Consider the following 25358-nt stretch of genomic DNA (forward strand, 5'->3'; position numbering starts at 1 on the left):
TTAAAGCACCTTCACTGTGAATATTAAAGTGTAATAACCTTTCCTTCCTTGCTGCTCTTAAATGCAGCTTCGATCACCTTCACTACGTTCAATCCATCCTCTCCTGTTACCGGGTTTGGTTTACCTTCTCTTATAGCAGCATAAATGCCCTGATAATAATCCAGGTAGTTACCGTTTACAGAAGGCAGGAATTCTTTCACTGCAACACCGTTTTTCTCTGTATGAAGTAACCCCCATTCTGCAGGCGTTTCTGCTCCCCAATCCGGTGTATCAGGTAACACACCTTTCATGAGCAGTGCTTCCTGCACATCGGATTTTGATTTAATGAAAGAGCCTTTCCTTCCGTGGAGGAGATATGCCGGCAGGGCTTCCCTTACCAGGTAAGAAGATTTAAGGCGTACACGTAACTGATCGTAATACAGCAGCAGTTCAAAGTAATCATCTACTACAGAATCTTTACGAATGATGCGGACATCGCCAAATACAGACTTCGGCATACCGAAAATAGTCAGTGCCTGGTCTATCAGATGGGAACCCAGGTCGTACAAAGCACCAGTACCATTATTGGCTACTTCTTTATGTGCCTTGTAACTGAGTTCTTCTTTAAAGCGGTCGTAGTGAAATTCCACTTCCAGTACATCGCCTAATAATCCTTCCTGTACTACTTTCTTCACGATCTTATAATCACTATCATACCGGCGGTTCTGGTAAACACTCAGCAAAAGTTTCTTGGAGGCTGCGAGTTGCAACAGTTCTTCACCTTCTGCTGTGGTAACGGTGAAAGGCTTTTCCACGATCACATGTTTACCAGCCAGCAAAGCAGCTTTTGCATATTCGTAATGGGTATGATTGGGAGTGTTCACCACAATCAGTTCCAGGGACGCGTCCTTAAACAGATCGGTTACCGCTCCGTAGATCTTTACGTACGGATAACGCTGTTGGGTGAGATGTTTGCTGCGTTCTACTACTGCAGTCAGTTCAAATCCCGGGTGCACATGTATAAAAGGTGCATGGAAAGCGTAACCGCTGTGGCCATAGGAGCATAGGCCTGTTTTGATCGGAGATGCCATAATAATTATTTTATCGGATTACCATTTCGTTTTAAAACCAGCTTGTTCCTTTCTTCTTACTACGGCCACCTAAACCTAATGCCCCCAGTAAACTGCGGGTGATCACGTTAGCTGCGGTACGGCCTACCTGGCGTGCAGCAGAGCTGCTCATCATGGTTTCCAGCAGACCTTTCTCTTCTTTCGCTTTACCTTTTTTGGCGGGAGCCGCTTCTTCTTCCTGTTTACTTTTTTCCGCAGCTTCTTCCAGTTTGGCATTCAGGATCTCGTAAGCGCTTTCACTATCTATCTCCTGGTTGTATTTTTTAACCAGTTTGGAAGCATTCACCAATGTATCTATTTCCGCATCACTCAATATATCCATACGGGAACGCGGCGCTACCAGCATTGTTGCAGCCAGCGGCGTAGGTGTGCCTTTTTCACTGAGGCAGGTTACCAATGCTTCCCCAATCCCTATCTGGGTAAGGAGTTCGTCTGTTTTATAGAAATCAGACAACGGATAGTTCTCTGCTGTTTGTTTAATGGATTTACGGTCATTGGCAGTAAAGGCACGCAGTGCATGTTGTACTTTCAGGCCTAACTGGCCCAATACGGAAGGAGGTACATCCATCGGGTTTTGCGTACAGAAGAAAATACCCACACCTTTTGAACGGATCAGTTTGATGATGGTTTCAATCTGTTGCAGCAATGCATCACTGGCTTCCTGGAAGATCAGGTGCGCTTCATCTATGAACATCACCAGCTTCGGTTTATCCAGATCACCTTCTTCAGGGAGGCTGGCATACAGTTCCGCCAGCAGGCTGAGCATGAAAGTAGAGAAGAGTTTAGGCCTGTCCTGCAGGTCCGTAACCCGTACGATGGAGATCTTGCCACGTCCGTCATCGCTGATGTGCATGAGATCATCTACTTCAAACGACCGCTCTCCAAAGAATATTTCTGCACCCTGTTGTTCCAGCTCTATCACCTTGCGCAGGATAGTGCCGGTAGAGGTAGTGGAGATCTTACCGTAATCTTTTTCCAGCTCCTTTTTACCTTCATCACTTACATACTGCAATACCTTTTTGAAATCCTTCAGGTCCAGTAAAGGCAGTTTGTTATCATCGCAGTACTTGAAAACCATGGCCACGAATCCGGATTGCGTATCGTTCAGTTCCAGTATTTTGGATAATAACACGGGGCCGAATTCGCTGACCGTGGCCCGCAGGCGGGCACCTTTCTCATTGCTGAGCGTCAGTAATTCTACCGGATAGGCAGCGGGTTTATAAGTACCGCCTATTTTAGCATACCGCTCTTCTATTTTTGGATTGGAGGCGCCTGCTGCGGCAATTCCGCTGAGGTCTCCTTTGATATCCATGAGCATAACAGGTACACTGGCATCGCTTAAACCTTCTGCGATCACCTGCAGGGTTTTGGTTTTACCGGTACCTGTGGCGCCTGCTATAAGGCCGTGGCGGTTTAATGTTTTTAAGGGAAGCAGTACATCTGCGCCGGACACTACTTCACCATTCAGCATGGCGCAGCCCAGTTTGAAATGTTCTCCTTTAAAGGTGTAACCGTTCCGGATGTATTCGAGAAATGCTTCTTGATTTGCCATGGTGGGTTATTTATTACTGATCCAAGATATGAAAAACCTATTCCTCTTTCAAGAGGCCTTTAGCATCCTGGATGCTCTTCAGCATCAGTGTTTTTACTTCGCTGATCTTCTTCTCTTCTGCTTCCAGGTAAGCTTTTTTCTCGGCCATGCTCTTACCCTGCATCTGCATATCATATGCATGCATCCAGGTGTTCATGGCATTGTTGGCACTGTCCAGTAAAACGCCGGCTGCCGTATAGGTATCTGCATTGGCTTTCTTCTTTTGCAGGCTGTCCGTTACTTCTGTTACACGGGTTTTAAGACGGCGGATCACCATCATCTTAGCCATTCCTTCATCATGGATGTTCATCACCACACCGGAAAGAGAGTCTACTGCTAAGGAATCTTTGATAGCAGTGTCATCCTGGGCAGGACCTTTGTTGCTGCCCTGGCATGCAGCCAGGCTTATCAATAAGGCAACGGGTAAAATGTATTTATACATAAGGTATGATTTTTAGAATTAAAGGGCACTTAGCGGAAATGATTCTTTCAGCCGGATACCTTTTTCGGTGGACTGTAAGATACCACATTCGTTAACGGGATCATGTTCAAAATAGAGTACGTATTGCCTTTCGTTCGCTTCCGTAAGGAAACGCTTTTTCTCTTCCAGCGTAGTCAGCGGGAACATATCATATGCCATCACATAGGGTAATGGAATATGTGCGGCAGAGGGCAGCAGGTCTGCCATATAAATGATGGTATGACCATTGTAGCGGATCTCCGGCAGCATCATGGCATCCGTATGCCCGTAGGCAAAACGTACACGGATGTGGTCTGAAAAAGAAACGCCATCGTGCTGGTCTATAAATTTCAGCTGTCCGCTTTTTTCAATGGGCAGGATATTTTCTTTCAGGAAAGATGCTTTCTCCCGGTCGTTGGGACTTACAGCCCATTTCCAGTGTGCGGCATTGCTCCAGTAATGTGCATTTTTGAAGGCAGGCACCAGGTGATCTCCTTCCCGTTCAATACTTCCGCCGCAATGGTCGAAGTGAAGATGGGTAAGGAATACATCCGTGATATCGTTGCGGTGATAACCTGCAGCGGCCAATGACTTGTCCAGCGTATCATCCCCATGGAGATAATAGTGGCTGAAGAACTTATCGTCCTGCTTATTACCGATACCGTTATCGATCAGGATAAGGCGGTTGCCATCTTCCACCAGCAGGCAGCGCATGGCCCAGGTGCACATATTATTCTCGTCCGGCGGATTCAGTTTCTGCCACATGGTTTTAGGCACTACGCCAAACATGGCGCCCCCGTCAAGTTTAAATAATCCGGTATTAATTGTGAAGAGCTTCATGTTTTGCTAATCTACGTTGTTTATCTAAAGCAGAAAAAAGCCAGATAAGCCCGATGGAGAAAAAGCCTATCAGTACCAGTACAGAATTACGCATGCTGCCGGAGACGTGGTCTATCCAGCCAAAGCTGAACAGCCCTATCACGATCGCGAACTTTTCTGTTACATCGTAGTAACTGAAGAAGGAGGTGGTATCCTTTGTTTCCGGGATCAGCTTTGCATATGTAGAACGGCTCAGTGATTGGATGCCACCCATCACCAGGCCTACCAATACGGCCAAGAGATAGAATTGCATTTCTGTTTGAACGTAATAAGCACATAGGCAAACTCCTATCCACAGCAGCACGGTTAAGATCAATATATTGAAGTTACCATATCTTTCAGACAACCGGGCCATGCCCCATGCGCCAAGGATTGCTACGAGCTGGATCAGCACCACGCAGGCAATCAGGTTACTGCTTTCCATTTTCAGTTCTTTACTCGCAAAAATGGTGGCTACCATCATCACGGTTTGTACACCCATGCTATAAAAGAAGAAGGCCCGCAAATATCTTTTCAGTACGGGCATTACACGTACCTGTGCATAAACTTTCTTCAGTTCAATGAACCCTTCCGTAAATACGTTTTTGGAATGCTGGTCTACAGCAGGCAGGGATTTAGGCAGCCTTTTGAAGGAGATCTGTGCGAAACCCAGCCACCATATACCTACGAGGAGAAAAGTGATCCGTACGGCCATTGCATCATCTATTCCAAATGGTTTGATCAATACGATGGCAAACCCGATCAATTGTAACAATACACTGCCAATATATCCAAAGGAGTAACCACGGGCACTCACCCTGTCCCTGTATTCTACGGGTGCTATTTCAGGAAGATAGGAATTATAAAACACCAGTCCTCCACAATACCCAATGGCAGCCAGTATAAAACAGATGGTGCCATATTCTATGGTATCTTTTGTGAAGAAATACAGTGCTCCGCAGGAGATGGCGCCTACATAACAAAAGAACCGAAGGAAATTCTTTTTATTACCGCGGGTATCTGCAATAGAGGATAAGATAGGAAGACTGATGGCTATCAGGAGATAGGCAAAAGACAGCGCATAGTCGAACAATACGGAATTCTTGATGGAATATCCGAAGAAGCTGACAATGTCTCCACCGAATTTTGCCTCCGTTACACCAATAAAGTATATCGGGAAGAAGGTGGTGGTGATCACCAGGTTGTACACGGAATTGGCCCAGTCGTACATGGCCCATCCATTAATGACTTTTTTGTTCGGCAAGCTCATAGGTTGTGCAGTTACATGAATTAAAAATCCGCCTGCAAAATACCATTTGCGAGGCACTACTTATAGTCTGTAATATGAATTCTTTCTTTACAAAAACCGTATTCTGCTTCTTCGTTTGAGCTCACAATCACCATGCGGTTGCTGCAATATTTGCTGATCAGTTGCTGATAAAGGCTTACGCCGTCTGCATCCAGGTTGGTGCATGGCTCATCCAGCAGGAGTACGGGAACGTCTGAAAAAATGGCGAGGGCCAGCCTTGCCCGTTGTTTCATGCCGGAGGAAAAATTGCGTACCTGTTTGTGCCAGGCTTTTTCCAGGCCAACGGTCTGAGCAATTTCTTTTGATGTTAAGCCAGGGAGAAAAGATTTGAAATGGAGATGGAACCCGAAACATTCTTCCAGGGTAAATTCTTCCACCAGCTCAAGGTATGGCGCTACGATGGCGCTATGGCGGAAGAACTGGTCCTGCGGAAGGATTTTCCCTTCCGCTGATTGATATTCGATACTGCCTTCACTGTGATGGTGATGGCCGCTGATGATCTGGAGCAATGTAGATTTGCCGGAACCGTTGGCCCCGAGTATGGCGTAATGTCCAGTACCGGTAAATGTAAAGGAGAAACGACGGAAGATCCAGTCGTAATTATATCGCTTTCCTACCTGGTTAAGCGAGATCGTCATTTGCCCTTGTACTATATCCTCTCATAATGCCGCGGCCGGAATCGCGGATGAAGGAGAGTATTTCATCTCTTTCATCTGTGGCCGGGAATTCGGCTTCTATGATACGGATAGCTTTGGAAATATTGTTTCCTTTAACGAAGAGGATACGATAGATATCCAGGATGTGATTGATCTTTTCCAGGGTAAAACCTCTGCGTTTCAGTCCTACGGAGTTTACACCCACATAGGAGAGGGGTTCGCGGGCAGCTTTAACATAGGGTGGCACATCTTTGCGTACCAGCGAACCGCCGGTCACAAAAGCATGGTTGCCTATTTTACAGAATTGCTGAACAGCTACCATACCTGCCAGCACCACATGGTCGCCCACGGTGATATGCCCTGCGAGGGTAGTATTGTTAGAGAAAACGCAATTGTTACCAACATGGCAATCGTGTGCAATATGGCTGTAAGCCATGATCAGGCAGTTGTCGCCAATGATGGTTTTCAAACGATCTTTTGTACCACGGTTGATGGTCACATATTCGCGGATAGTAGTATTATTTCCTATTTCCACGCTGGTGTCCTCGCCTTCAAATTTGAGGTCCTGTGGAATCGCAGAGATAACAGCTCCGGGGAAGATGCGGCAGTTTTTGCCGATACGGGCGCCTTCCATGATGGTCACATTGGAGCCGATCCAGGTGCCTTCCCCGATCTCAACATTCTTATGAATAACGGTAAACGGATCGATCTTTACATTGGGCGCAACTTTGGCGTCCGGATGAATGTAAGTGAGCGGATGAATCATGCTGTTATTTTCCTTCGCGTTTAACAATTTGGGCAACCATGTCAGCTTCCGTAGCTACTTTGTTGCCAATGAATACCGTACCGCGCATTTCAACGAGACCTCTGCGGATGGGGCTTAACAGCTCCATCTTCAGGATCATGGTATCACCGGGTAATACCTTTTGTTTGAATTTACAATTATCGATCTTCAGAAAATAGGTATCATAGTTTTCAGGGTCCGGTACCGGGTTCAGCGCCAGGATACCACCTACCTGTGCCAGCGCCTCACATTGTAATACACCGGGCATTACGGGATTTCCGGGGAAGTGACCCTGGAAGAAGTGCTCGTTAAAAGTAACATTTTTGATACCTACCACACGGGTGTCGCTCAGTTCAATGATCTTGTCTACCAACAGCATAGGGTAGCGGTGGGGCAAGGTTTTTTCGATACGGCGGATATCAAAGATAGCAGGTTGATTAGGATCGTAAATAGGAACGTCCTTATTGTGCTTGTTCTTTTTGATGTATGCTTTGATCTTACGGGCAAACTCCACATTGGAAGCGTGACCAGGACGGTTAGCAATGATATGTGCCTTGATAGGGAAGCCGATCAGGGCAAGATCCCCCACAATGTCCAGCAGCTTGTGGCGGGCCGGTTCATTGGGGAAGTGCAGTTGTGCATTGTTGAGGATACCTTCTCTTTGTACAGAAATGGTATCACGGCCAAAAGCAGTAGCCAGGCGGGAAAGTTCTGCTTCCGTCATCTGCTTGTCCACCACAACAATGGCGTTGTTGATGTCTCCGCCTTTGATGAGGTTATTGGCGAGCAGGTATTCCAGTTCATGCAGGAAAACGAAAGTGCGGCAGGGCGCAATCTCCTTTTTGAAATCGGCCAGGCTTTTAAGATTGGCGTGCTGGGTACCCAGTACCTGGGAGTTGAAGTCTATCAGTGCAGTGATGCGATAGTCAACAGCAGGGAGGGCCACCATTTCCACTTTCTTCACATCATCATAATAGTTGATGTTGGTGTCTATGGAGTAATATACTTTTTTAGCATCCTGTTCCTGGATGCCTACTTCTTCTATTATTTCAATGAAGGGCATGGAACTTCCATCCATGATGGGAATTTCGGGGCCGTTCAGTTCTATCAGTACGTTATCTACACCCATGCCTACGAGAGCAGCCAGGATATGTTCCACAGTACTTACACGGGCACCATTATGCTCCAGTGTTGTACCACGGGCGGTATCTACTACATAATCCACATCGGCCTTCACGATCGGTTGATCCGGAAGGTCAATGCGTTGGAATTTAATACCGAAGCCGGGCATAGCCGGCTTAAGGGTCATATTCACGTGCGATCCTGTATGCAAACCAACACCCGAAATGGTTACAGCGCCTTTAAGGGTTTGTTGATTTTGCTGCTGATTTTCCATCATTATAGCTCGTATTCAATGCGTTTAAAATCCCTTCTGACTAACGTGGTTATACCCCTTCTCTTTCAGATAATAATTGTTTCACCATCTCCTCCAGTTCCTTCACGCGCTTTTCAAGATCGGGCAAATTTCTAAAAATTGCCTGACTTTTCAGTGAACTTTTATAATCATAGGCCGGAGAACCGGTCAAAGACGTGTTGGGAGAGGTTATTGATTTAGAAAGGCCGCTTTGCGCATTGATCTTTGTGCCATCTGCAATCTGGATGTGTCCAACAATACCAACCTGCCCTCCGATCACACAATTCTTACCGATCTTGGTACTTCCGGAAACACCTGTTTGTGCGGCAATCACCGTGTTATTGCCTATTTCCACGTTATGGGCTATCTGGATGAGGTTATCCAGTTTTACGCCTGAATGAATAATGGTAGAACCCATGGTGGCCCTGTCTATAGTAGTATTGGCGCCAATTTCCACATCATCGTGGATCACCACGTTCCCCACCTGGGGCACTTTTTTATAGGTACCGTCTGCCTGGGGTGCAAATCCAAATCCATCACCACCTATTACGCAACCTGCATGCAGGATCACACGGTTACCCAGTACGCAATTATCATAAACCTTTACACCAGGGTAAAGTACAGAACCACTATTGATCTTCACATTATCTCCAAGGTATACGCCGGGGTAGATCTTCACGTTATCTCCAAGCACAACGTTTTCGCCGAGGTAAGCAAAAGCGCCAATGAACACGTTCTGCCCCATTTTAACGGTAGCAGGCACATGGGAAGGTTGCTGAATACCCGTTTTTGCACCAGCACCTACCATTTGCTGGTATTTCTCCAGCAGTAACGCAAAGGAGCTGTAAGCATCCTTTACCCTGATCAGTGTGGGCTTAATATTGCCTTCGATCTCCAGGGAATCATTTACCACCAGGATGGATGCCTGGGTTGTGTAAAGGAATTCCTCATACTTGGGATTGGCAATAAAACTCAACATACCATCCCCTGCCTCTTCGATCTTGGCGATATTGTGCACCTTCACTTCCGGGTCTCCTTCCAGCTTCCCATTCAGGATGGTAGCCAGCTGTAATGCGCTAAATTGCATAGTTAATAATTGAAATGTTACCGTTCCGGCCGCCTACGCTTAATATGAATGGATTCAATAACATGTTAAGTTCGTATAAAACGTTGTTAGCCTAGAATTTTGGATGACAAATGTAGAATTTTTTTATCGGTCGTGCCAATGTTTGCGACACAAGGGCATTATCTACCGAAGAAATATCTCTCACGGTGCCATCTTTAAATAGAATATTGATCTTTTCATCGATTGAGTCATAGGCTTTTAGACTGGCAGTATCCGTAAATACCAGATATTCTGCCTCTTCATTGTTCAGATCCCACCTTTGCTTCACTTTTTCTTTCAGATCTTCCACCCGGCTGCCATCAAATGGCTCATTACTGAGGGTGACTTTGAATAACTCCCTGTTTACCAGCCATTGGCATAGCAGGCTCAGGACTTTATCCGGATGTTGGCACCAAACTTTAATGGCCCCCATAATATCATAGTCATCTAATAAACAGAATTTTGCAAGGCAATTTTCATCCCCCTCAAATTCCACCCTTCCTATCTTATTATATAAGAAATAGTGGAGGGCTGGCGAGCAAAAAAGATCTTCCCCCTTGATTGCCAGCGATTTAGCCCGGTGAAGGATCTGTACCAGCATGTTTTCCGCACTTAATACGGTTTTGTGAAGGTATACCTGCCAGTACATCAGCCTGCGGGCAACGATGAACTTTTCTATGGAATTAATGCCTTTTTCTTCTACCATCAGCTCACCATTATATACGGTGAGCATTTTTATGATCCTGTCGTAGCTGATCACCCCTTCGGAAACTCCCGTATAAAAGCTGTCTCTGCTCAGGTAATCTAACCTATCCACATCCAACTGGCTGGAAACCAATTGATGCAGGAATTTTTTAGGATAGTTATCGTTAAAGATCTTTATTGTGAGGTCCAGTGCTCCGTTCATTTCCCGGTTCAGGCGCTGCATTAACAATTGAGAGATCTCTTCATGTGATACGCCTTCCACGAGGGTGTGCTCTAAAGCATGGGAGTAAGGACCGTGCCCTATATCATGCAATAATATGGCCATTTTAGCGGCAACTTCTTCCTCTTCCGTAATATCCACCCCTTTAGCCTTAAGTTCTGTGAGGGCGCAGCTCATCAAATGGTAAGCGCCCATACTGTGATGAAAGCGGGTATGCATAGCTCCGGGGTACACCAGGTGCGCCATTGCCATCTGGTGGATCCGGCGTAAACGCTGGTAACAGGGATGAGAGATAATGCTGAATATCAATGGATGATCGATGGTAATGAACCCGTGGACAGGGTCGTTCACAATCTTTCGTTTGCGGTCAGTCATTCGGATGTTTTAAAAACTATCGGTGCAAAGCTACAGATTTGGATGTAACTTTTCCGGTAGAAAGGTATTATGTGACAGTCTGTAATTTACTAAATAGACGCGGCTCGCTTGCTGTTCCCCCATCAAACCAGCTACCTTTCCCTATTTTTTAACAAATTGTTGGAGATTACTATATTTTGAAGGAATGATTTTTGACAGATAGTGGTAATTTTAAGCAGTACCAAAAAAGTTACATGAACCAAATCAACATACTCTGGGTAGATGATGAAATAGAATCTTTGAAATCGCAGATCATTTTCCTCGAAAGCAAAGGCTACAAAGTTTCCGCCCTTACAAACGGCTATGACGCCCTGGAGTTCCTGAAAGAGAATATTGTAGATGTAGTACTGCTCGATGAATCCATGCCCGGCATCACCGGCCTGGAAACATTGGGCAAGATCAAGGAGATCAACCAGCAGATCCCCATTGTGATGATCACGAAGAACGAGGCAGAGAATGTGATGGACGATGCCATTGGCTCCCAGATCACGGATTACCTGATCAAACCCGTGAATCCCAACCAGGTACTGCTTTCCCTTAAAAAGATCATAGACAATAAAAGACTGGTGGCTGAAAAGACCACCACGGCCTATCAGCAGCAGTTCCGCACCTTGTTCATGGCCCTGAATGATAACCCGGACCATGCCGAGTGGGCAGAGATCTATAAAAAGCTGGTGTACTGGGAAATGGAAATGAGCAAGAGCGACAGCCCGGAAATGATGGAGATCCTGCATTCCCAGAAAGCCGAAGCCAACGCAGAATTTGCCAAGTTCATTGCCCGCAACTACAGCAGCTGGATGCAACCCAAAGCAAAGGACGCTCCTGTTATGAGCCATACTTTGTTTTCGCAGAAAGTGGTGCCCAACCTGGACCCAAATGTGCCTAACTTCTTCATTCTGATAGATAATCTGCGGTATGACCAGTGGAAAGTGATCCAGCCTATTTTCGCCGAATCCTTCCGCCTGGTAGAGGAAGAAACCATTTACAGCATTCTCCCTACTTCCACCCAATATAGCCGCAATGCTATATTTGCCGGGATGTTACCCATTGATATCGAAGCCAGATTCCCCCAGGAATGGCGGAATGATGATGAGGAAGGAGGAAAGAACCTGCATGAAGAGTATTTCCTGAAAGAGCAGCTGGCACGCCTGAAAATGGACCCGCGGTTCTCTTATACCAAAGTGACCAACCATGCGGACGGACAGCATATGGTGAACAATATCCATAACCTGCTGGATTTTCCGCTGAATGTGATCGTTTATAATTTTGTGGACATGCTCAGCCATGCCCGTACGGAAATGGAAGTGCTCAAAGAACTGGCCGCAGATGAAATTGCCTATCGCTCCATCACAGCCAGCTGGTTTGAACATTCCCCGCTGTACCAGGCTTTAAAGCGGATAGCGGATAAAAAAGTGAACCTTATTATTGCCACAGACCATGGCAGCGTAAGGGTGAAAAATCCCGTAAAAGTGATCGGGGATAAGCAGACCACCACCAATCTGCGTTATAAACATGGCCGCAACTTAAACTACGATCCAAAAGAGGTGCTGGCCTTCCGTGATCCTAAAGAAGCCGGGCTGCCGAGGCCAAATGTCAATTCTTCTTATATCTTTGCGCGCGAAGACGGGTATCTTTGCTATCCCAACAATTATAATTATTTCGTGAACTATTACCGCAATACATTCCAGCACGGCGGCATTTCTCTGGAAGAAATGATCGTTCCGGTAGCCCGGATGGTGAGTAAATAGCGGATAAAAAAAGGAGAAATCATGAACCTGAAAAGTACCCCCAACAATCTGGCGAAGCTGGAAAAGATATTTGAAGAGGCGAAGTATATACTGCGGTACGAGAAAGGCACCTTCAATTCCGGTTACTGTATACTGGAACATAAGAAAGTGGTGGTGGTCAATAAATTCCTGAACATGGAAGGTAAGATCAATACACTGATGGACATCCTGCCTTCTATTACCCTGGAAGAAGGTTTCCTGACACCGGAGTCGCAAAAGCTGTACCGGCAGATCAAGGATAACCGCGATGCAGTGGATGCGGAAGAAAACAGTGGAACAGCAGAAGCCACCTCCGCACCTGAAGAAGAAAATCCAACAGAAACACCAGAATAATTGCCTGCGTTTTGAAAGTTACATTCCTCGGAACGGGCACTTCACAAGGCGTACCAGTTATTGCCTGCCCCTGTAAAATATGTGCATCAAATGATCCGCGCGACAAACGGTTGCGCAGCAGCATCCTGATTGCCTCAGATGCAGGGAATATTGTGGTAGATACCACACCTGATTTCCGTTACCAGATGTTACGCGCAGAGGTAAAACACCTGGAAGCCGTATTGATCACACATTCTCATAAAGATCATATCGCCGGGATGGATGACATCCGGGCATTCAATTATTTTCAGCAACAACCCATTGATATCTATGCATCAGACTTTTCACAGAATGTGATCATTCGTGAATTCTCTTATGCTTTCGCTGATTTTAAATACCCCGGCATCCCGGAAATGAACCTTCGCACCATTATGGACGATCCGTTTGTGATCAATGGCCTGCAGTTCATTCCCATCAATGTGATGCACCATAAAATGCCGGTGCTGGGTTTCCGCTTCGGCGATTTTACTTATATCACGGATGCTAACTACATAGCACCGGAAGAAAAAGAAAAGATCAAAGGCTCAAAGGTGTTAGTGCTGAATGCGCTCCGCCGTGAGCAGCATATCTCCCATTTTACCCTGGATGAAGCGATTGCGCTGGGAAAAGAATTACAGATACCCCAGGTGTACTTCACGCATATCAGCCACCAGCTTGGCCTGCATGCAGAAGTAAATCCCACACTGCCGGAAGGGATGGCGCTGGCATACGATGGGCTGGAAGTGGATTTGTAAGGATGGAATAAAAATGCGACCTTCCCTTACGTAATAATCCATTGTTTGTGTTGAAAGAATTTTTCGCTTTTTCCCGCCGTGAGCGTACAGGAATTGCCTGTTTGTTAAGCCTGATAGTATTGCTCTGGTGTGTACCCATTGCCTGGTCTTATTTCCGTTCGGATATTGTTTTTACAGATACCACAGGGTTTCATGCTGCTGCATTGCAATTGCATGAAATGATGAAGGATACTGCAACTGAAACCAGCCGGTATAAGCACAGGAAACAGTTTGTGGCGTTTAAAAGAGATAGTTTCCCCCGGTTTCAAAAGAAGGTATTAGTGGTGGATATCAATAGGGCGGATTCCTTACTATGGGAGCAATTACCCGGTATCGGACCCGTGCTGGCCAGGAGGATCCTATACTTCAGGGAGCGGCTGGGAGGCTTTCATTCCATTGCCCAGGTGGGGGAAACCTATGGTTTGGCCGATTCTGTATTTAATAAAATTCAACCGTTGTTACGGCTGGGTGATGTTTCACTAAGAAAGATCGATCTCAATGAGACAGATGAAAAATCTTTGGCCGATCATCCATACATCAACACGAAACTGGCCCGTGTGATCATAAGGTATCGCAATAGCCACGGGCCTTTCAGCCAGGTGGAGGGCCTTAAAGGCATCGCTTTGGTGGATGACTCTATTTATCGTAAACTTGAAAAATACTTAGTGGTCAATTAAAACAAAATTCTGGTTATGAACTTTCAGCCAACGGAAATGCAACAACAGATTGCGCAAGTGATCCGCGATTTCGGTAAAACACATATGCAAGCCCATAATATCCTGGAATGGGATGAAACACAATTCTTTCCCGTAGAACTATTCAAAAAACTGGGTGAACTGGGCCTGATGGGCGTAATGGTACCAGAACAATACGGCGGCTCCGGGCTGGGGTATCTTGAATACGTTACAGTAGTAAGTGAAATATCACGCATCTGTGGCGCTATCGGATTAAGTGTGGCAGCGCATAATTCATTGTGCACAGGGCATATCCTCCAATTTGCAAACGAAGAACAAAAACAGAAATATCTCCCCAAGCTGGCTACCGCAGAATGGATCGGCGCATGGGGCCTCACAGAACCCAACACCGGCTCTGATGCTATGAACATGAAATGTGTGGCACGCAAAGAAGGAAATGAATGGGTGATCAATGGCACCAAATGCTGGATCACACATGGTAAGAGCGGGGATGTGGCTGTTGTGATCGCCCGTACAGGAGAGGTAAGAGATAGCCGCGGTATGAGTGCTTTTATCGTAGAAAGAGGCACACCTGGTTTTAGTGGCGGCAAGAAGGAAAATAAATTAGGGATGAGGGCTTCTGAAACCGCAGAGATGATCTTCGACAACTGCCGTATCCCTGCAGAGAACCTGTTGGGCAAAGAGGGAGAGGGTTTTATTCAATCCATGAAAGTATTGGACGGCGGGCGCATTTCTATCGCAGCATTATCCCTGGGCATTGCCAAAGGGGCTTATGATGCTGCATTAAAATATTCACAGGAACGTTACCAGTTTGATCAGCCGATCGCCAACTTCCAGGGTATCTCCTTCAAGTTAGCAGATATGCATACCCAGATCGCAGCGGCGGAACTGCTCACCCTGCAGGCTGCAGATATGAAGAACAATCATCTGCCTATGACCAAACAGGCAGCCATGGCAAAGTATTATGCTTCCGAAGTAGCGGTAAGCACAGCAAACGATGCCGTGCAGATCTTTGGGGGATATGGTTATACAAAGGATTTTCCGGTAGAGAAATATTACCGGGATGCGAAGTTGTGTACGATAGGAGAGGGAACTTCGGAGATACAGAAGATAGTGATAGCGCGGGAAGCGTTAAGGGAATAAAAAAAGGCCAGGTTTGAACCTGGCCTTTTTGTCTATTTTTTGTTGTAAACTTCAACCTCTGTTATATTAAGGTTGCCATCTGTTTTGATGGTGAATTCAAGCCTCACGTACCGTTTGGTTACCGTATTGAAATTTGCATCTTCCGTTAATACGGGTGCCGATGTTTTCTCATACAATGTTTCCCAGACAGCTTCATCATTTGATGCAAGTACCTTATAGCTTTGTATCAAAGCATTCCCTACAGTCCAGTAATGTTTCACCTGGTTAAAGGCCCTGGGCGTTTTTAGGTCTACTGTTACCCATACTTTTTTATCATCCGTCCGGTCCGCTGCAGCTGGTTGCCAGAAAGTGGTCAGGCTGCCATCTACCAATGTGGTAGCGGAAGATGAACTTTGTTTCACCGGTTTGGCCAGTGCCATATTCAATGGTCTGGATACATAAGCGGTGTAGAAAGTATCCAGGCTAAGGGGAGATGGTTTGTAAAGAGAACGGAAAGTTACAGAAGAACCTTCCTGCACATCTTCAAGTAATATTAAGCTTTCATTGGCGGCAATATAGGTACGCTTCTCAATGCCCGCAATGTTCACATAATTGATTTCAGTACTGAAAGAAGCGGTATCGCCGGCCAGCCAGGTTAATGTTACGTCATCACCTGCAATGGCAACGGTGCCAATGGGGCGTGAGAGGATCACGGACTCGTATACGGTGTTGTATACAGTACCCTGCACATCTACCCGGATAGACCTGTTTTTATCAGCATCCATTGTGTAGATGTTGAATGTGTAGGTGTTCTCCTGCATATTGGTGAGTAACACGCTTACGGTGTCCTTTGGATTTTTTTGTGTGATCGGAAAAACAAGGGAATCTGCTTTATTATTCCAGTAAACTACCGCTTGAGTGGTTTTAGGATCAGTGCCGCGTAACCATGTTATTTTGATCCTGCCTCTGCCCGGATGTACATTTATTGAATCCGCTCTTCCCACATAAGTGATGCCACCTGGCACAACATAGTCCTTGAAGGAGGCATCCATTTTACTGCAGGATATGAACAGTACCGCCAACAATGCAGGTAGTAGCAGGCTGGATACAGAATATTTTTGCATCGGATTTGAATTAATAAGTTGAAAAAATGTCTTTACTTTTTAGCACCCCAGAACACCAGCTCTGAAATATAAATATATTGGAACAGGCCCCATGTTTCAGTTGTTTTGAAACGGAGATACCTTACAGATGGTGTACCAGGAGGGAACTCAAAATCTTCCCCGTTGGTTACGGCAAAAGCTTCGTCTTCTGAAGTATTGGTACCTAATGGTGATCCGGAAGGTTTAACCGATTGGAAAGCGGCTAATAATGTCCAGCTGGCATCAAAGTCGCCATTTGTATTCGGATTATTACTTCCCCATATCTCAAACTTCTTTGGATCTCCCCCGCGGTAAAAACCACTTGTACCGCCACGATGATAAAGTTTGAACCGGCTCAGGTTACATTCTGCACCAATATCGAAAGTGAACCATTGTGGCATTTTAGGTTCATTGGGCCTTGTATGGAAGCAGTCGTTTGTATTGCCGGCACCCCAAACATTGTTGAACAAAAAGCTGATGTTACGCGGACTCAGATTGGAGAAAACGTGCCCTATGTTAACGTCTGTAGGCAGTGATACTTCTTTAAAACCAAGGCGGTCCAGTTTTGTTTCAAAAATGGGTTTGAGCGTGTGAATCAAAGTATCAGACTTATTATTCCAACGGTCCCGTACGTATGTGGCAAATTTAATGGGAATTGTATCAAACCCACGTGCGGAGAATGCGCCCTTGGGAGATGCCGTATAATAAGTAGTTACGTCCGTCCAATCACCTTTACCTGTTGTATCCCTCATCAATACAATGGCAAGAGAAGCTTCTGATTGATTTTGAAAAGTAACTGAGGCGCCGCCGAATGTTTCCTTCAGCGTGAGAGTGGTAAATACAGAGTGTACAGGAGGTGTTAAAGGAGTAACGGTAACGCTTACGGGAGCGGACTCTTTTTTATTCCGGCCTACAGAATAGATCTTCACCTCGTGTGGTTGCGTATCGCCAAAGCCTTCTATTATCAGTGTATCCTTGAAAATAGAGGTTTCACTTTCCCTGAATACGCCTGGCTGTATATCATACACTGCCTTTACAAAAAGCAGATTTTTGTCTGAAGGGATCTTGTAATGAAGTTTAGCGCCACCAGGAGTTTGAACAACGGTTATATTTGTTACCGGTGCCGGAGCTGGCGCACTGTCGTCCATATATATAAGCTGACCCTTTTCCTTGCAGGAAGACCAGAGGAAAAGCCCCAGCAGTAATATAAGAATGTGATGCCTTTTCATATTGAATATTTTTATGTGAAGCATGAATGATCAATTGTGTTTTGCTAAATAGCTGTTACCAACCCGGAGATTGTAACAGGTTCCTGTTCACGGTGAGATTGTTTTCCCTTATCGGCCAGAAATAATCCTTCAGGCTGAAAGTTTGTGTATAAATGGGGCGTACCCGGTAGTATGCTTCCGGAGTTGCCTGATCCAGGTCCCATCCCGTAACAGGTGCATTGAGCACACTCATTGCTTCTTTCCAACGGCGGAGATCATAGAAACGATGACCTTCAAAAGCCAGTTCTATCAGGCGCTCCTGGTGAATGATCTTGCGCAGGCCATCTTTGGTTTGGAATGCTGCAGGGTTTTTGGCATAAGTGGTCCATGCAGTTTCTACAGAAGGAATAGCAGCTCTCGCTCTTACAAGATTGATCCAGCTAAGTGCTTCGGGCGTAGGACCGTCCTTTTCATTCAATGCCTCCGCATACATCAGATAAAGATCTGCCAGCCTCATCTGAGGCCATGGATAATCCCTGATGGTAAGTGTAGAGTTGGCACCCACTATGTTCTGGTAGTTCACTAGTTTTTTTACCCAGTAACCGGTGGTAGAGTAAGAAAAGTTTACCTGCTGGGAAGAGGCTTGTCCTTTTTTTGCTTTGAGGGTAATGCTTTTTGTATCATCTGTCTGGCCATAACCATACCATTTACCGCCATCAAAAGCAATATTGGCATAAAAGCGGTTTTCCCGGTCAAAATGCAATGATGCAGTAGTGTAACCTTCTTCAATATTAAACCGCTCTGCGTTGAGAGCAGTGCGCAATCCATAACGGCCACTGTAATCCCATGTTCTGTCCTCACTGATGGGCACACCGTTCTTTGTATAGAACAACTCTGCCATTTTCAGTGGTGGTGCCATTTGCCCGCGGGGAGCAGTATTGCCGGCCTGTGCAGGATCAATTCCACGTGGAATATTGAGGATCTGCAGCGGGTTACTCATACTATTTGTGTTGGCCCAGATGATCTCGGAATTCCATTTTTCCGTTACAGCATTGCGAAGGCTCAGTTGTATAATCGTTTCAGGGGCGAGTGGTGTTTGCAAAGCGCCAGGTACAAAAGTGTAGAGTTTTAAACCTACTTCGTTGCAAAGGTCAACAGCCTCTTTGCAAGCCTCTGCCGCTTTAACCCATTTGGTATCATCTTTCGTTGTGTTAAACAATCTGATGCCCCGGTTATCTACATAAGAAGAATAATCCGCGTTACCATTGAACAATGGGCTGGCAGCTGTAACCAGTATTTTTGCTTTTATGGCAAGGCAGATAGGTTTTGTGATACGACCTAACTCGTCTGTTTCATTAAGGATTGTTACAGGCAGATCGTCTTTTGCCTCATCCATCAGTTTAACGATATACTCAAAGCAGGAATCCACCGGATCACGATAAACCCTTACAGCTTCATTACTCGCTTCAAGTGGCAAATTTTCCTTGATCAAAGGAATAGGGCCATAATGGCGTAATAGGTAAAAATGATAGTACGCTTTCAGGAATTTCACCTCTGCTATCCAACGTCTTCTGTCATCACTATTGATGTCAGGTACTTTATTGATGTTTTCCAGGAAGATGTTGCAGTCCCTCAGGCCAATGAAAAGTTTTTTGCCTTGCTGTGTACCATCCCAGTAATTAGCATAAGGGTCTACCACGTTCTGGAAACCGCGTGCTATATGATAAGGCGGAGGCTGCAGGGCACTTGCCACAAACGGATAGATAAGAGAAAGCTCATCGCCGCTGGTAAGCCCGGGATTGGCAGAAGGGTTCCCGTCTGCCGGTAAATAGGAGTAGCAGGTAAAAAGATACTTTTCTGCCTCCTTGCGCATGGTGAACGCATTCTCAATGGTGGCTACATAATCAGGCACCACATCCAGGTATTTCTTGCAGGAGTTCAGCAATGGCAATACTAATATTGCCCCCACTATGATCCTCCATGTATATTTGATTTTCATTTCTTGCTGATTTTAATGGCTTAATTGAATGTGATATTCAGACCAACGTTAACAACCCTTTGCAGGGGATATCCAAGACCTCTACCTCCCTGTTCCACATCCCATAATTTGAAGCTGGAAAGCACGAACAGATTGGTGGCATTGAGATAGAGGCGCAGCGTACTGGTGCGCAGTCTTCTCTGGAAGCTTTTAGGTACATTGTATCCAAGCTCCGCTTGTTTGAGCCGCAGGAAACTACCATCACGCATAAACCATGTACTTCTTTGTGTATTGTTATCCATCTGCGTGGTGCTCAGCCTTGGCCACAGCGCATAGATATTACGGTTATCTTCAGACCAGTGATCATCTGCATAAGCTTTCAGCAATTGTGATTCATTCACAAAAGGGGCAGTTGCTGCCGGATCTATCCAGAAAGATTCCCGGGCAGTACCCTGGAAGAATACAGAAAAGTCGAAGGCTTTATATCCCATTGAGAAGCCTATTCCGTAAGTGATCTCCGGAGTAGTAGGATAACCGATAGGTACCCTGTCTGCCGTGGTGATCTCTCCATCCCTGTTCACATCTGTGTATTTGATATCGCCACCACCATAGGGGCCGAAGTTTTGCCGGGGTGAGTTCCTTGCTTCTTCATCATCTACAAAAAGCCTTTCAGCAATGTATCCCCATTGTTGGGAAACGGGATAATCAACACGGGAACGGTATTTTTCATTAGCCAGATAGCTGGGCTCTTCATATACTTTAAAGCGGCCGGTAGCATAGGTGAAGTTACCCATTACTTCCAGCCAGGTGTCGTTGGAAAAGTTGGCGGAATAATTCAGAGACAGGTCCACACCACGGCTGTATGCTTCACCCACATTGGCTCTGGAGGTATCTGAAAGCCCCATGGTGGAAGGGTTATTGGCACGGTCCATCAGGATGTCCTTACGCTGTGTAGTATAATACTCTCCTGTAAAGGTGAACTTGTTGAAAAGACCAAGCTCCAGGGCAATATTGCTTTGGTAGGACTTTTCCCAGGTAATATCCAGGTTGGAATAACGGCTGATTGAATAACCGGGACGGCTGTATCCGTTATCTCTTCCAAAGGTGGCCCCTTTTGCAGGGTCAGAAGGATTGGTACTGGATAAATAGAAGAAACGGTCTTCCTGATTACCGATCGCATCATTACCCACCATACCATAAGTACCTCTCAGTTTTAAATTGGTAACTGACTGGGCGAAGGGCTTGAAGAAATCTTCATTTGAAATGGTCCAGGCTACCCCTGCGGACGGGAAGAAACCAAAACGTTGTTTTTCATAAAAACGTTCGGAGCCGTTATAACCAAAGTTGAATTCTGCAAAATACTTGGATGCATAATTATAAGTTAACCTGCCCGATACACCAGAGTTCCGGTAAGGTAAAGATAATTGCAGCGCATTATTTGATATTGTGGGGGGAGGAGTAATTGTACTTCTCAGGATGCCAATGAGCATGGCATTGAGGCTATGGTCGCCGATTGCTTTACCATAAGTCAGTGCAGATTCCCAATAGAAAACAGAATTCAAACGCTGGCCGCCAGCGCCACCACCACTATATACCTGCAGGTATTCAGTTCCCTGATCAGGGTTTAATGGAACAATGGTAAACGTGTTGCTTTGTTTATCATAACCGGTTGAAGTATAAAAGAACGGATTATAAGCGCGGCTAACAGCAAAGTTGGAAGTACGGTTTACGTTCAGCATTGTGCGGAAGTTCAAACCCGGTACCAGGAAATCAAAGTTTTGTTTGAGCTCTGTTTGTGCGGACATAAAAGAGCGCGACTCATCTTTGTATCCCATTACCATCAGGGCGTATGGATTAACGTAACTTCCTAAAGCGCCCGCGTTTCCAAACATGATATGTTTCACATACCAATGGTCTGCATCTTTTTCAAAGTAAGCAGGGAACATAACCGGATTGGCGTGCATGGCCTGGTTATACATAAATTCTCCGCCGGATGTAGCGCCGCTGCCAAGAGGACCTTTGTAATCATCATAGTTACCTGCTGCCCTCACCGTTAGTGTAGTGGTTTTTGTAAGATCAACATCTACGTTGGCGCGGAAAGTATACCTGCCTATTTTAACGTTGTTATTGAAGTTGTTCCGCTTGTCTACTTTCAGCATTCCATTATCCTGTGTATACGAGCCGGAAATAAAATAGCGGGCCACAGTACCACCACCGCTTACGTTCAGATTGGCACGCTGACTGGTGGAATACTTTTTAAACAACATCTCATCCCAGTCATTGGCCGGATATACATAAGGATTTCCACCCTTGGCAGTACCTTCTATCTTATCCTCAGAGTAGGGGATAGGCTCCAGCCTGTTGCGTGTAAGCGTTGCTTCATTAGCAAGCTTCATATAGGTAACAGGATCTGCAAGTTCTATTCGCTTGGTAGGGGCGGTGAAGGAATTTTCTACCCTTAAGGTTACTTTCGCCGGGCCCTGCTTACCTCTTTTAGTAGTAACAAGGATCACACCGTTGGCACCTCTTGCGCCATATAACGCAGTGGAAGTAGCATCCTTCATAATAGAGAAGCTTTCAATATCATCCGGGCGCAAACGGGCCAGGTCATCTGTTGTGAGTTCTACCCCATCTATCAGGATCAGCGGATCCTGTTTGTATCCGAAAGTGGTAACGCCACGAACAAAGAAGTTCGCATTGTCCTGCCCCGGTTCACCACTTCGCTGAAATGCAATCAAACCTGCAGCGCGTCCTGCAAGTGCTGTGGTAAGGTTACTCGAAGGAACTTTGAGGTCTTCCACATTAATGGAGGTTACGGAACCAACCACTTCTTTTTTCTTTTGTGTACCGTAAGCCACTACCACAGTTTCATTGAGGTTGTTAGTAGATGGTTGCATCACGATGTTGATCGTACTGCGTCCATTGGTAGGAATTTCCTGTTCCTGGAAACCTATCATACGCACGATGATCACAGCATCATCCGGAACCACAAGGATATACCGGCCATTAATGTCTGTGGTGGTACCAACAGAAGTTTTGTTCTTTACCATCAGGGTAACACCGGGGAGTGCTGTGCCGCTACTGTCAGTTACAAGCCCTTTGATCTCGTGATCAGCAAGCGGTCTGGGAGATTCCGCTGCCGCATATTGCACCCGCAGGAGCAAGAGGAACAGGGAACTCAGGAGGAGTAGATTTTTTAACATGGAATTGGAATTTTTTGTGGATTTGATAAAAGCGCACAGCCTTCAGGGGCAGTGCTTAAAAGAGCGGATCAGATAATAAATACCGCAGGTAATACCAGCGGGGCTTCCGCGCGGGTGCCGCATCATCTTTCTCCCTTTCATAGCTGTGGTAGCGCTATTCATAGACGTTGGAATTTTTGGTTCACTAAATAGACAAGATGATTTTCCTATGCTGCAAACGTTTGCAGAATGTAGTTCTGAAATCGCACAGAACTCTTTAAATGATTACTGTAGATCGTTATCTCGCACAAGGATTGTCAATATGTCAATTCTGGTTAGTGGAATTACTCATCTGCTGTTCTGATTTTCCTGGTATAGGCAGACTTTCGAAAACGGTTGATAAATACTTCTTGTTAGTTTGGTTGAATAATAACTATCAATATTGCAAACGATTGCATCTAATGTGTCGTGACCTTAAAAATAGGAGGGAAGTTATGAAAAATATAATACCAAATTATCATTATATGGTATAATATTAAACCATAACGATATTATTTTTACTATAACGATGTAAATTTATCTAGCAGCCAAGAGAAAGTGATCTTAGTGAGCCCATTAATCTAAAGCAAACGATTGCATTTTCCTAATAGATTGATTCTATTTGGCTTACGATTATATTTATATGTTTATTCTATAATACTTTCTATCTTGTGCAGATATTATCTCCAACTATATGACCACTTTTGAAGAACAACTCAACAACCTTTTTCCGGCAGATTCCGCCATCCCCGAGGAATTCAGGCTGCCGGCAGAGGTCCATCAACGGGAGTATCTCTCCGATGGCGTTATGAAAACATGGACTGGCGAGGTGCACACTGTACTATCCCCCATTTGTATTAAAACCGAAAAAGGCCTCGAACGAAAGGTGATCGGTTCCTATCCATTATGCGGCGAAGAAGAAGCAAAGGCTTCTTTGGATGCAGCCATTTTCGCTTATCGGGACGGGCGTGGGGAATGGCCCACCATGTCTGTATCCGAAAGGATTGCCTGCGTGGAAAAATTCACCGGAAAGATGATCGCTAAAAAGCAGGAAGTAGTGCAGCTGATCATGTGGGAGATCGGTAAATCCCTGGCGGATTCTATTAAGGAGTTCGACAGAACGGTAGAGTATATTAACGCTACCATCGATGCATTGAAAGATCTGGACCGTAAATCTTCCCGTTTCCAGATAGAACAGGGGATCATTGGCCAGGTACGTCGTTCCCCTCTTGGTGTTGTACTCTGTATGGGGCCATTCAACTATCCGCTGAATGAAACTTTCACTACCCTGATCCCTGCATTGATCATGGGAAATACCTTACTGTTCAAACCTCCCAAGCATGGCACTTTAGTACATTACCCGCTGCTGGAAGCTTTCAGGGATTGTTTCCCCAAAGGTGTGGTGAACACCATCTATGGTCGCGGCAATGTGATCATTGCGCCATTAATGGAATCCGGCAAGATCAATGTATTAACGCTGATAGGTTCCAGTAAAGTAGCCAACCAGTTGAAAAAGATGCATCCTAAGGTAAACCGCCTCCGCGCAATCCTTGGTTTGGATGCAAAGAACGCAGCCATTATTACGGAAAAGGCAGATATCGATCTGGCAGTAAAGGAATGTGTGCTGGGTTCTTTATCTTTTAACGGGCAACGCTGTACCGCTATCAAAATGATCTATGTGCATAAGAACGTAGCGGATGCTTTCCTGGAAAAACTAACGGCGGCCATCGGAAAATTGAAATTTGGAATGCCCTGGGAGAAAGATGTATTTCTGACGCCCCTGCCAGAACCTCATAAACCGGGCTATTTACAGAGTTGTGTGGCGGATGCGGTAACACATGGAGCCAGGGTAATGAATACTAATGGCGGGGCTGCAAATGCTTCTTTTGTGTATCCTGCAGTAGTATATCCTGTGAACGAGAAGATGAAATTATACCGGGAGGAACAATTCGGGCCGGTGATCCCTGTGATCCCCTTTGAGAATATTGAAACGCCGATCGATTATTTAATTGAATCTGATCACGGGCAACAAGTGAGTATTTTCACAAATGATGCTACAGAACTTTCTATTCTGATAGATCCTTTGATCAATCAGGTGAGCCGTGTAAACATCAATTGCCAGTGTCAGCGCGGGCCTGATATCTTCCCCTTCACCGGAAGAAAAGATTCTGCAGAAGCCACACTTTCTGTTTCTGACGCTTTAAGAGCATTTTCCATTCGCTCAATGGTGGCCACAAAGCAAACAGAAGAGAACAAAGCACTCATAAATGAGATCGTCAGCGGGCAATCTTCAAATTTTCTTTCTACAAAGTATATTTTTTAATAAACTGTAAAGACGCTGTCCTGTTAAGATTTAGCAGGACAGCGTCTCTCTTTTTATACAATTCTTCATTTTTACACATTAGTGTGATGGAAAATTGCAAACAGAAAGTTAA

The 25358-nt window shown here is 45.4% G+C and carries 20 protein-coding genes; 6 read left to right on the forward strand and 14 right to left on the reverse strand.

Annotated features, from left to right (window positions below; translation table 11 throughout):
• Positions 1-23 precede the first annotated feature (23 nt).
• From AAHN97_RS27490 to AAHN97_RS27535, 10 genes are all read right to left on the reverse strand, one after another.
• Positions 24-1070 (reverse strand): Gfo/Idh/MocA family oxidoreductase, encoded by a 1047-nt coding sequence (locus tag AAHN97_RS27490; protein ID WP_343305271.1) that lies wholly within the window; start codon positions 1068-1070, stop codon positions 24-26.
• A gap of 31 nt (positions 1071-1101) precedes the next feature.
• Positions 1102-2661, reverse strand: coding sequence for a helicase HerA-like domain-containing protein (locus AAHN97_RS27495; protein WP_343305272.1), 1560 nt, complete (start codon positions 2659-2661; stop codon positions 1102-1104).
• A gap of 37 nt (positions 2662-2698) precedes the next feature.
• A complete protein-coding gene (locus AAHN97_RS27500; protein ID WP_343305273.1) occupies positions 2699-3142 on the reverse strand; it encodes a hypothetical protein in 444 nt (147 codons plus the stop codon).
• 18 nt (positions 3143-3160) lie between these two features.
• Entirely contained in the window at positions 3161-4000 is an 840-nt protein-coding gene (locus tag AAHN97_RS27505) for an MBL fold metallo-hydrolase (protein ID WP_343305274.1), read from the reverse strand.
• Complete coding sequence (locus tag AAHN97_RS27510; RefSeq protein WP_343305275.1) at positions 3981-5288, reverse strand: MFS transporter; 1308 nt, start codon at positions 5286-5288, stop codon at positions 3981-3983. Before AAHN97_RS27510 ends, AAHN97_RS27505 begins: the two co-directional genes overlap by 20 nt.
• 56 nt (positions 5289-5344) lie before the next feature.
• On the reverse strand, positions 5345-5965 hold the full coding sequence (locus tag AAHN97_RS27515) for an ABC transporter ATP-binding protein (protein WP_343305276.1): 621 nt from the start codon (positions 5963-5965) through the stop codon (positions 5345-5347).
• A complete protein-coding gene (gene lpxA, locus AAHN97_RS27520; protein WP_343305277.1) occupies positions 5949-6749 on the reverse strand; it encodes an acyl-ACP--UDP-N-acetylglucosamine O-acyltransferase in 801 nt (266 codons plus the stop codon). The genes AAHN97_RS27515 and lpxA overlap by 17 nt, the downstream gene beginning before the upstream one ends.
• Positions 6750-6753: 4 nt before the next feature.
• Entirely contained in the window at positions 6754-8166 is a 1413-nt protein-coding gene (locus AAHN97_RS27525) for a bifunctional UDP-3-O-[3-hydroxymyristoyl] N-acetylglucosamine deacetylase/3-hydroxyacyl-ACP dehydratase (protein WP_343305278.1), read from the reverse strand.
• A 46-nt stretch (positions 8167-8212) separates the two neighbouring features.
• Positions 8213-9268: a UDP-3-O-(3-hydroxymyristoyl)glucosamine N-acyltransferase gene (gene lpxD / locus AAHN97_RS27530; RefSeq protein ID WP_343305279.1), complete on the reverse strand. Its 1056-nt coding sequence runs from the start codon at positions 9266-9268 to the stop codon at positions 8213-8215.
• Between the two features lie 91 nt (positions 9269-9359).
• Positions 9360-10586 carry an HD domain-containing protein gene (locus AAHN97_RS27535; RefSeq protein ID WP_343305281.1) on the reverse strand — a complete coding sequence of 409 codons (1227 nt, stop codon included), beginning with the start codon at positions 10584-10586 and terminating at the stop codon, positions 9360-9362.
• A 233-nt stretch (positions 10587-10819) separates the two neighbouring features.
• Here AAHN97_RS27535 and AAHN97_RS27540 point away from each other — a divergent pair, with 233 nt between their 5' ends.
• The 5 genes from AAHN97_RS27540 to AAHN97_RS27560 are packed head-to-tail and all read left to right on the forward strand — an operon-like array spanning position 10820 to position 15395.
• Positions 10820-12373: a response regulator gene (locus tag AAHN97_RS27540; protein WP_343305282.1), complete on the forward strand. Its 1554-nt coding sequence runs from the start codon at positions 10820-10822 to the stop codon at positions 12371-12373.
• A gap of 21 nt (positions 12374-12394) precedes the next feature.
• Positions 12395-12745 carry a hypothetical protein gene (locus AAHN97_RS27545; protein WP_343305283.1) on the forward strand — a complete coding sequence of 117 codons (351 nt, stop codon included), beginning with the start codon at positions 12395-12397 and terminating at the stop codon, positions 12743-12745.
• A gap of 11 nt (positions 12746-12756) precedes the next feature.
• The gene (locus AAHN97_RS27550; RefSeq protein ID WP_343305284.1) at positions 12757-13518 is read left to right on the forward strand and encodes an MBL fold metallo-hydrolase; all 762 of its coding nucleotides are present in this window, start codon (positions 12757-12759) and stop codon (positions 13516-13518) included.
• Positions 13519-13565: 47 nt separating this feature from the next.
• Positions 13566-14234, forward strand: coding sequence for a ComEA family DNA-binding protein (locus AAHN97_RS27555; protein ID WP_343305285.1), 669 nt, complete (start codon positions 13566-13568; stop codon positions 14232-14234).
• Positions 14235-14249: 15 nt separating this feature from the next.
• Positions 14250-15395 carry an acyl-CoA dehydrogenase family protein gene (locus AAHN97_RS27560; RefSeq protein WP_343305286.1) on the forward strand — a complete coding sequence of 382 codons (1146 nt, stop codon included), beginning with the start codon at positions 14250-14252 and terminating at the stop codon, positions 15393-15395.
• Positions 15396-15427: 32 nt separating this feature from the next.
• Here the strand turns inward: AAHN97_RS27560 and AAHN97_RS27565 are convergent, their stop codons facing one another.
• Genes AAHN97_RS27565 through AAHN97_RS27580 form a run of 4 tightly spaced genes read right to left on the reverse strand, consistent with a single transcriptional unit; the run spans position 15428 to position 22905 of the window.
• On the reverse strand, positions 15428-16498 hold the full coding sequence (locus tag AAHN97_RS27565) for a DUF4998 domain-containing protein (protein WP_343305287.1): 1071 nt from the start codon (positions 16496-16498) through the stop codon (positions 15428-15430).
• A 32-nt stretch (positions 16499-16530) separates the two neighbouring features.
• Positions 16531-17745: a DUF5000 domain-containing lipoprotein gene (locus tag AAHN97_RS27570; protein ID WP_343305288.1), complete on the reverse strand. Its 1215-nt coding sequence runs from the start codon at positions 17743-17745 to the stop codon at positions 16531-16533.
• A 55-nt stretch (positions 17746-17800) separates the two neighbouring features.
• Positions 17801-19723, reverse strand: a complete 1923-nt coding sequence (locus AAHN97_RS27575) for a RagB/SusD family nutrient uptake outer membrane protein (RefSeq protein WP_343305289.1) — start codon at positions 19721-19723, stop codon at positions 17801-17803.
• 20 nt (positions 19724-19743) lie between these two features.
• Positions 19744-22905, reverse strand: a complete 3162-nt coding sequence (locus tag AAHN97_RS27580) for a SusC/RagA family TonB-linked outer membrane protein (RefSeq protein WP_343305290.1) — start codon at positions 22903-22905, stop codon at positions 19744-19746.
• Positions 22906-23617: 712 nt separating this feature from the next.
• On the opposite strand from AAHN97_RS27580, the gene AAHN97_RS27585 reads away from it, so the two are divergent.
• The gene (locus AAHN97_RS27585) at positions 23618-25246 is read left to right on the forward strand and encodes an NADP-dependent glyceraldehyde-3-phosphate dehydrogenase (protein WP_343305291.1); all 1629 of its coding nucleotides are present in this window, start codon (positions 23618-23620) and stop codon (positions 25244-25246) included.
• The last annotated feature ends 112 nt before the right edge of the window (positions 25247-25358 follow it).

Source organism: Chitinophaga niabensis, from assembly GCF_039545795.1.
GTDB classification, from domain to species: domain Bacteria; phylum Bacteroidota; class Bacteroidia; order Chitinophagales; family Chitinophagaceae; genus Chitinophaga; species Chitinophaga niabensis_B.

Coding starts and splice junctions, on each gene's coding strand:
- AAHN97_RS27490 (WP_343305271.1), bottom strand. CDS start 1,070: ATGGCATCTCCGATCAAAACAGGCCTATGCTCCTATGGCCACAGCGGT.
- AAHN97_RS27495 (WP_343305272.1), bottom strand. CDS start 2,661: ATGGCAAATCAAGAAGCATTTCTCGAATACATCCGGAACGGTTACACC.
- AAHN97_RS27500 (WP_343305273.1), bottom strand. CDS start 3,142: ATGTATAAATACATTTTACCCGTTGCCTTATTGATAAGCCTGGCTGCA.
- AAHN97_RS27505 (WP_343305274.1), bottom strand. CDS start 4,000: ATGAAGCTCTTCACAATTAATACCGGATTATTTAAACTTGACGGGGGC.
- AAHN97_RS27510 (WP_343305275.1), bottom strand. CDS start 5,288: ATGAGCTTGCCGAACAAAAAAGTCATTAATGGATGGGCCATGTACGAC.
- AAHN97_RS27515 (WP_343305276.1), bottom strand. CDS start 5,965: ATGACGATCTCGCTTAACCAGGTAGGAAAGCGATATAATTACGACTGG.
- lpxA (WP_343305277.1), bottom strand. CDS start 6,749: ATGATTCATCCGCTCACTTACATTCATCCGGACGCCAAAGTTGCGCCC.
- AAHN97_RS27525 (WP_343305278.1), bottom strand. CDS start 8,166: ATGATGGAAAATCAGCAGCAAAATCAACAAACCCTTAAAGGCGCTGTA.
- lpxD (WP_343305279.1), bottom strand. CDS start 9,268: ATGCAATTTAGCGCATTACAGCTGGCTACCATCCTGAATGGGAAGCTG.
- AAHN97_RS27535 (WP_343305281.1), bottom strand. CDS start 10,586: ATGACTGACCGCAAACGAAAGATTGTGAACGACCCTGTCCACGGGTTC.
- AAHN97_RS27540 (WP_343305282.1), top strand. CDS start 10,820: ATGAACCAAATCAACATACTCTGGGTAGATGATGAAATAGAATCTTTG.
- AAHN97_RS27545 (WP_343305283.1), top strand. CDS start 12,395: ATGAACCTGAAAAGTACCCCCAACAATCTGGCGAAGCTGGAAAAGATA.
- AAHN97_RS27560 (WP_343305286.1), top strand. CDS start 14,250: ATGAACTTTCAGCCAACGGAAATGCAACAACAGATTGCGCAAGTGATC.
- AAHN97_RS27565 (WP_343305287.1), bottom strand. CDS start 16,498: ATGCAAAAATATTCTGTATCCAGCCTGCTACTACCTGCATTGTTGGCG.
- AAHN97_RS27570 (WP_343305288.1), bottom strand. CDS start 17,745: ATGAAAAGGCATCACATTCTTATATTACTGCTGGGGCTTTTCCTCTGG.
- AAHN97_RS27575 (WP_343305289.1), bottom strand. CDS start 19,723: ATGAAAATCAAATATACATGGAGGATCATAGTGGGGGCAATATTAGTA.
- AAHN97_RS27580 (WP_343305290.1), bottom strand. CDS start 22,905: ATGTTAAAAAATCTACTCCTCCTGAGTTCCCTGTTCCTCTTGCTCCTG.
- AAHN97_RS27585 (WP_343305291.1), top strand. CDS start 23,618: ATGACCACTTTTGAAGAACAACTCAACAACCTTTTTCCGGCAGATTCC.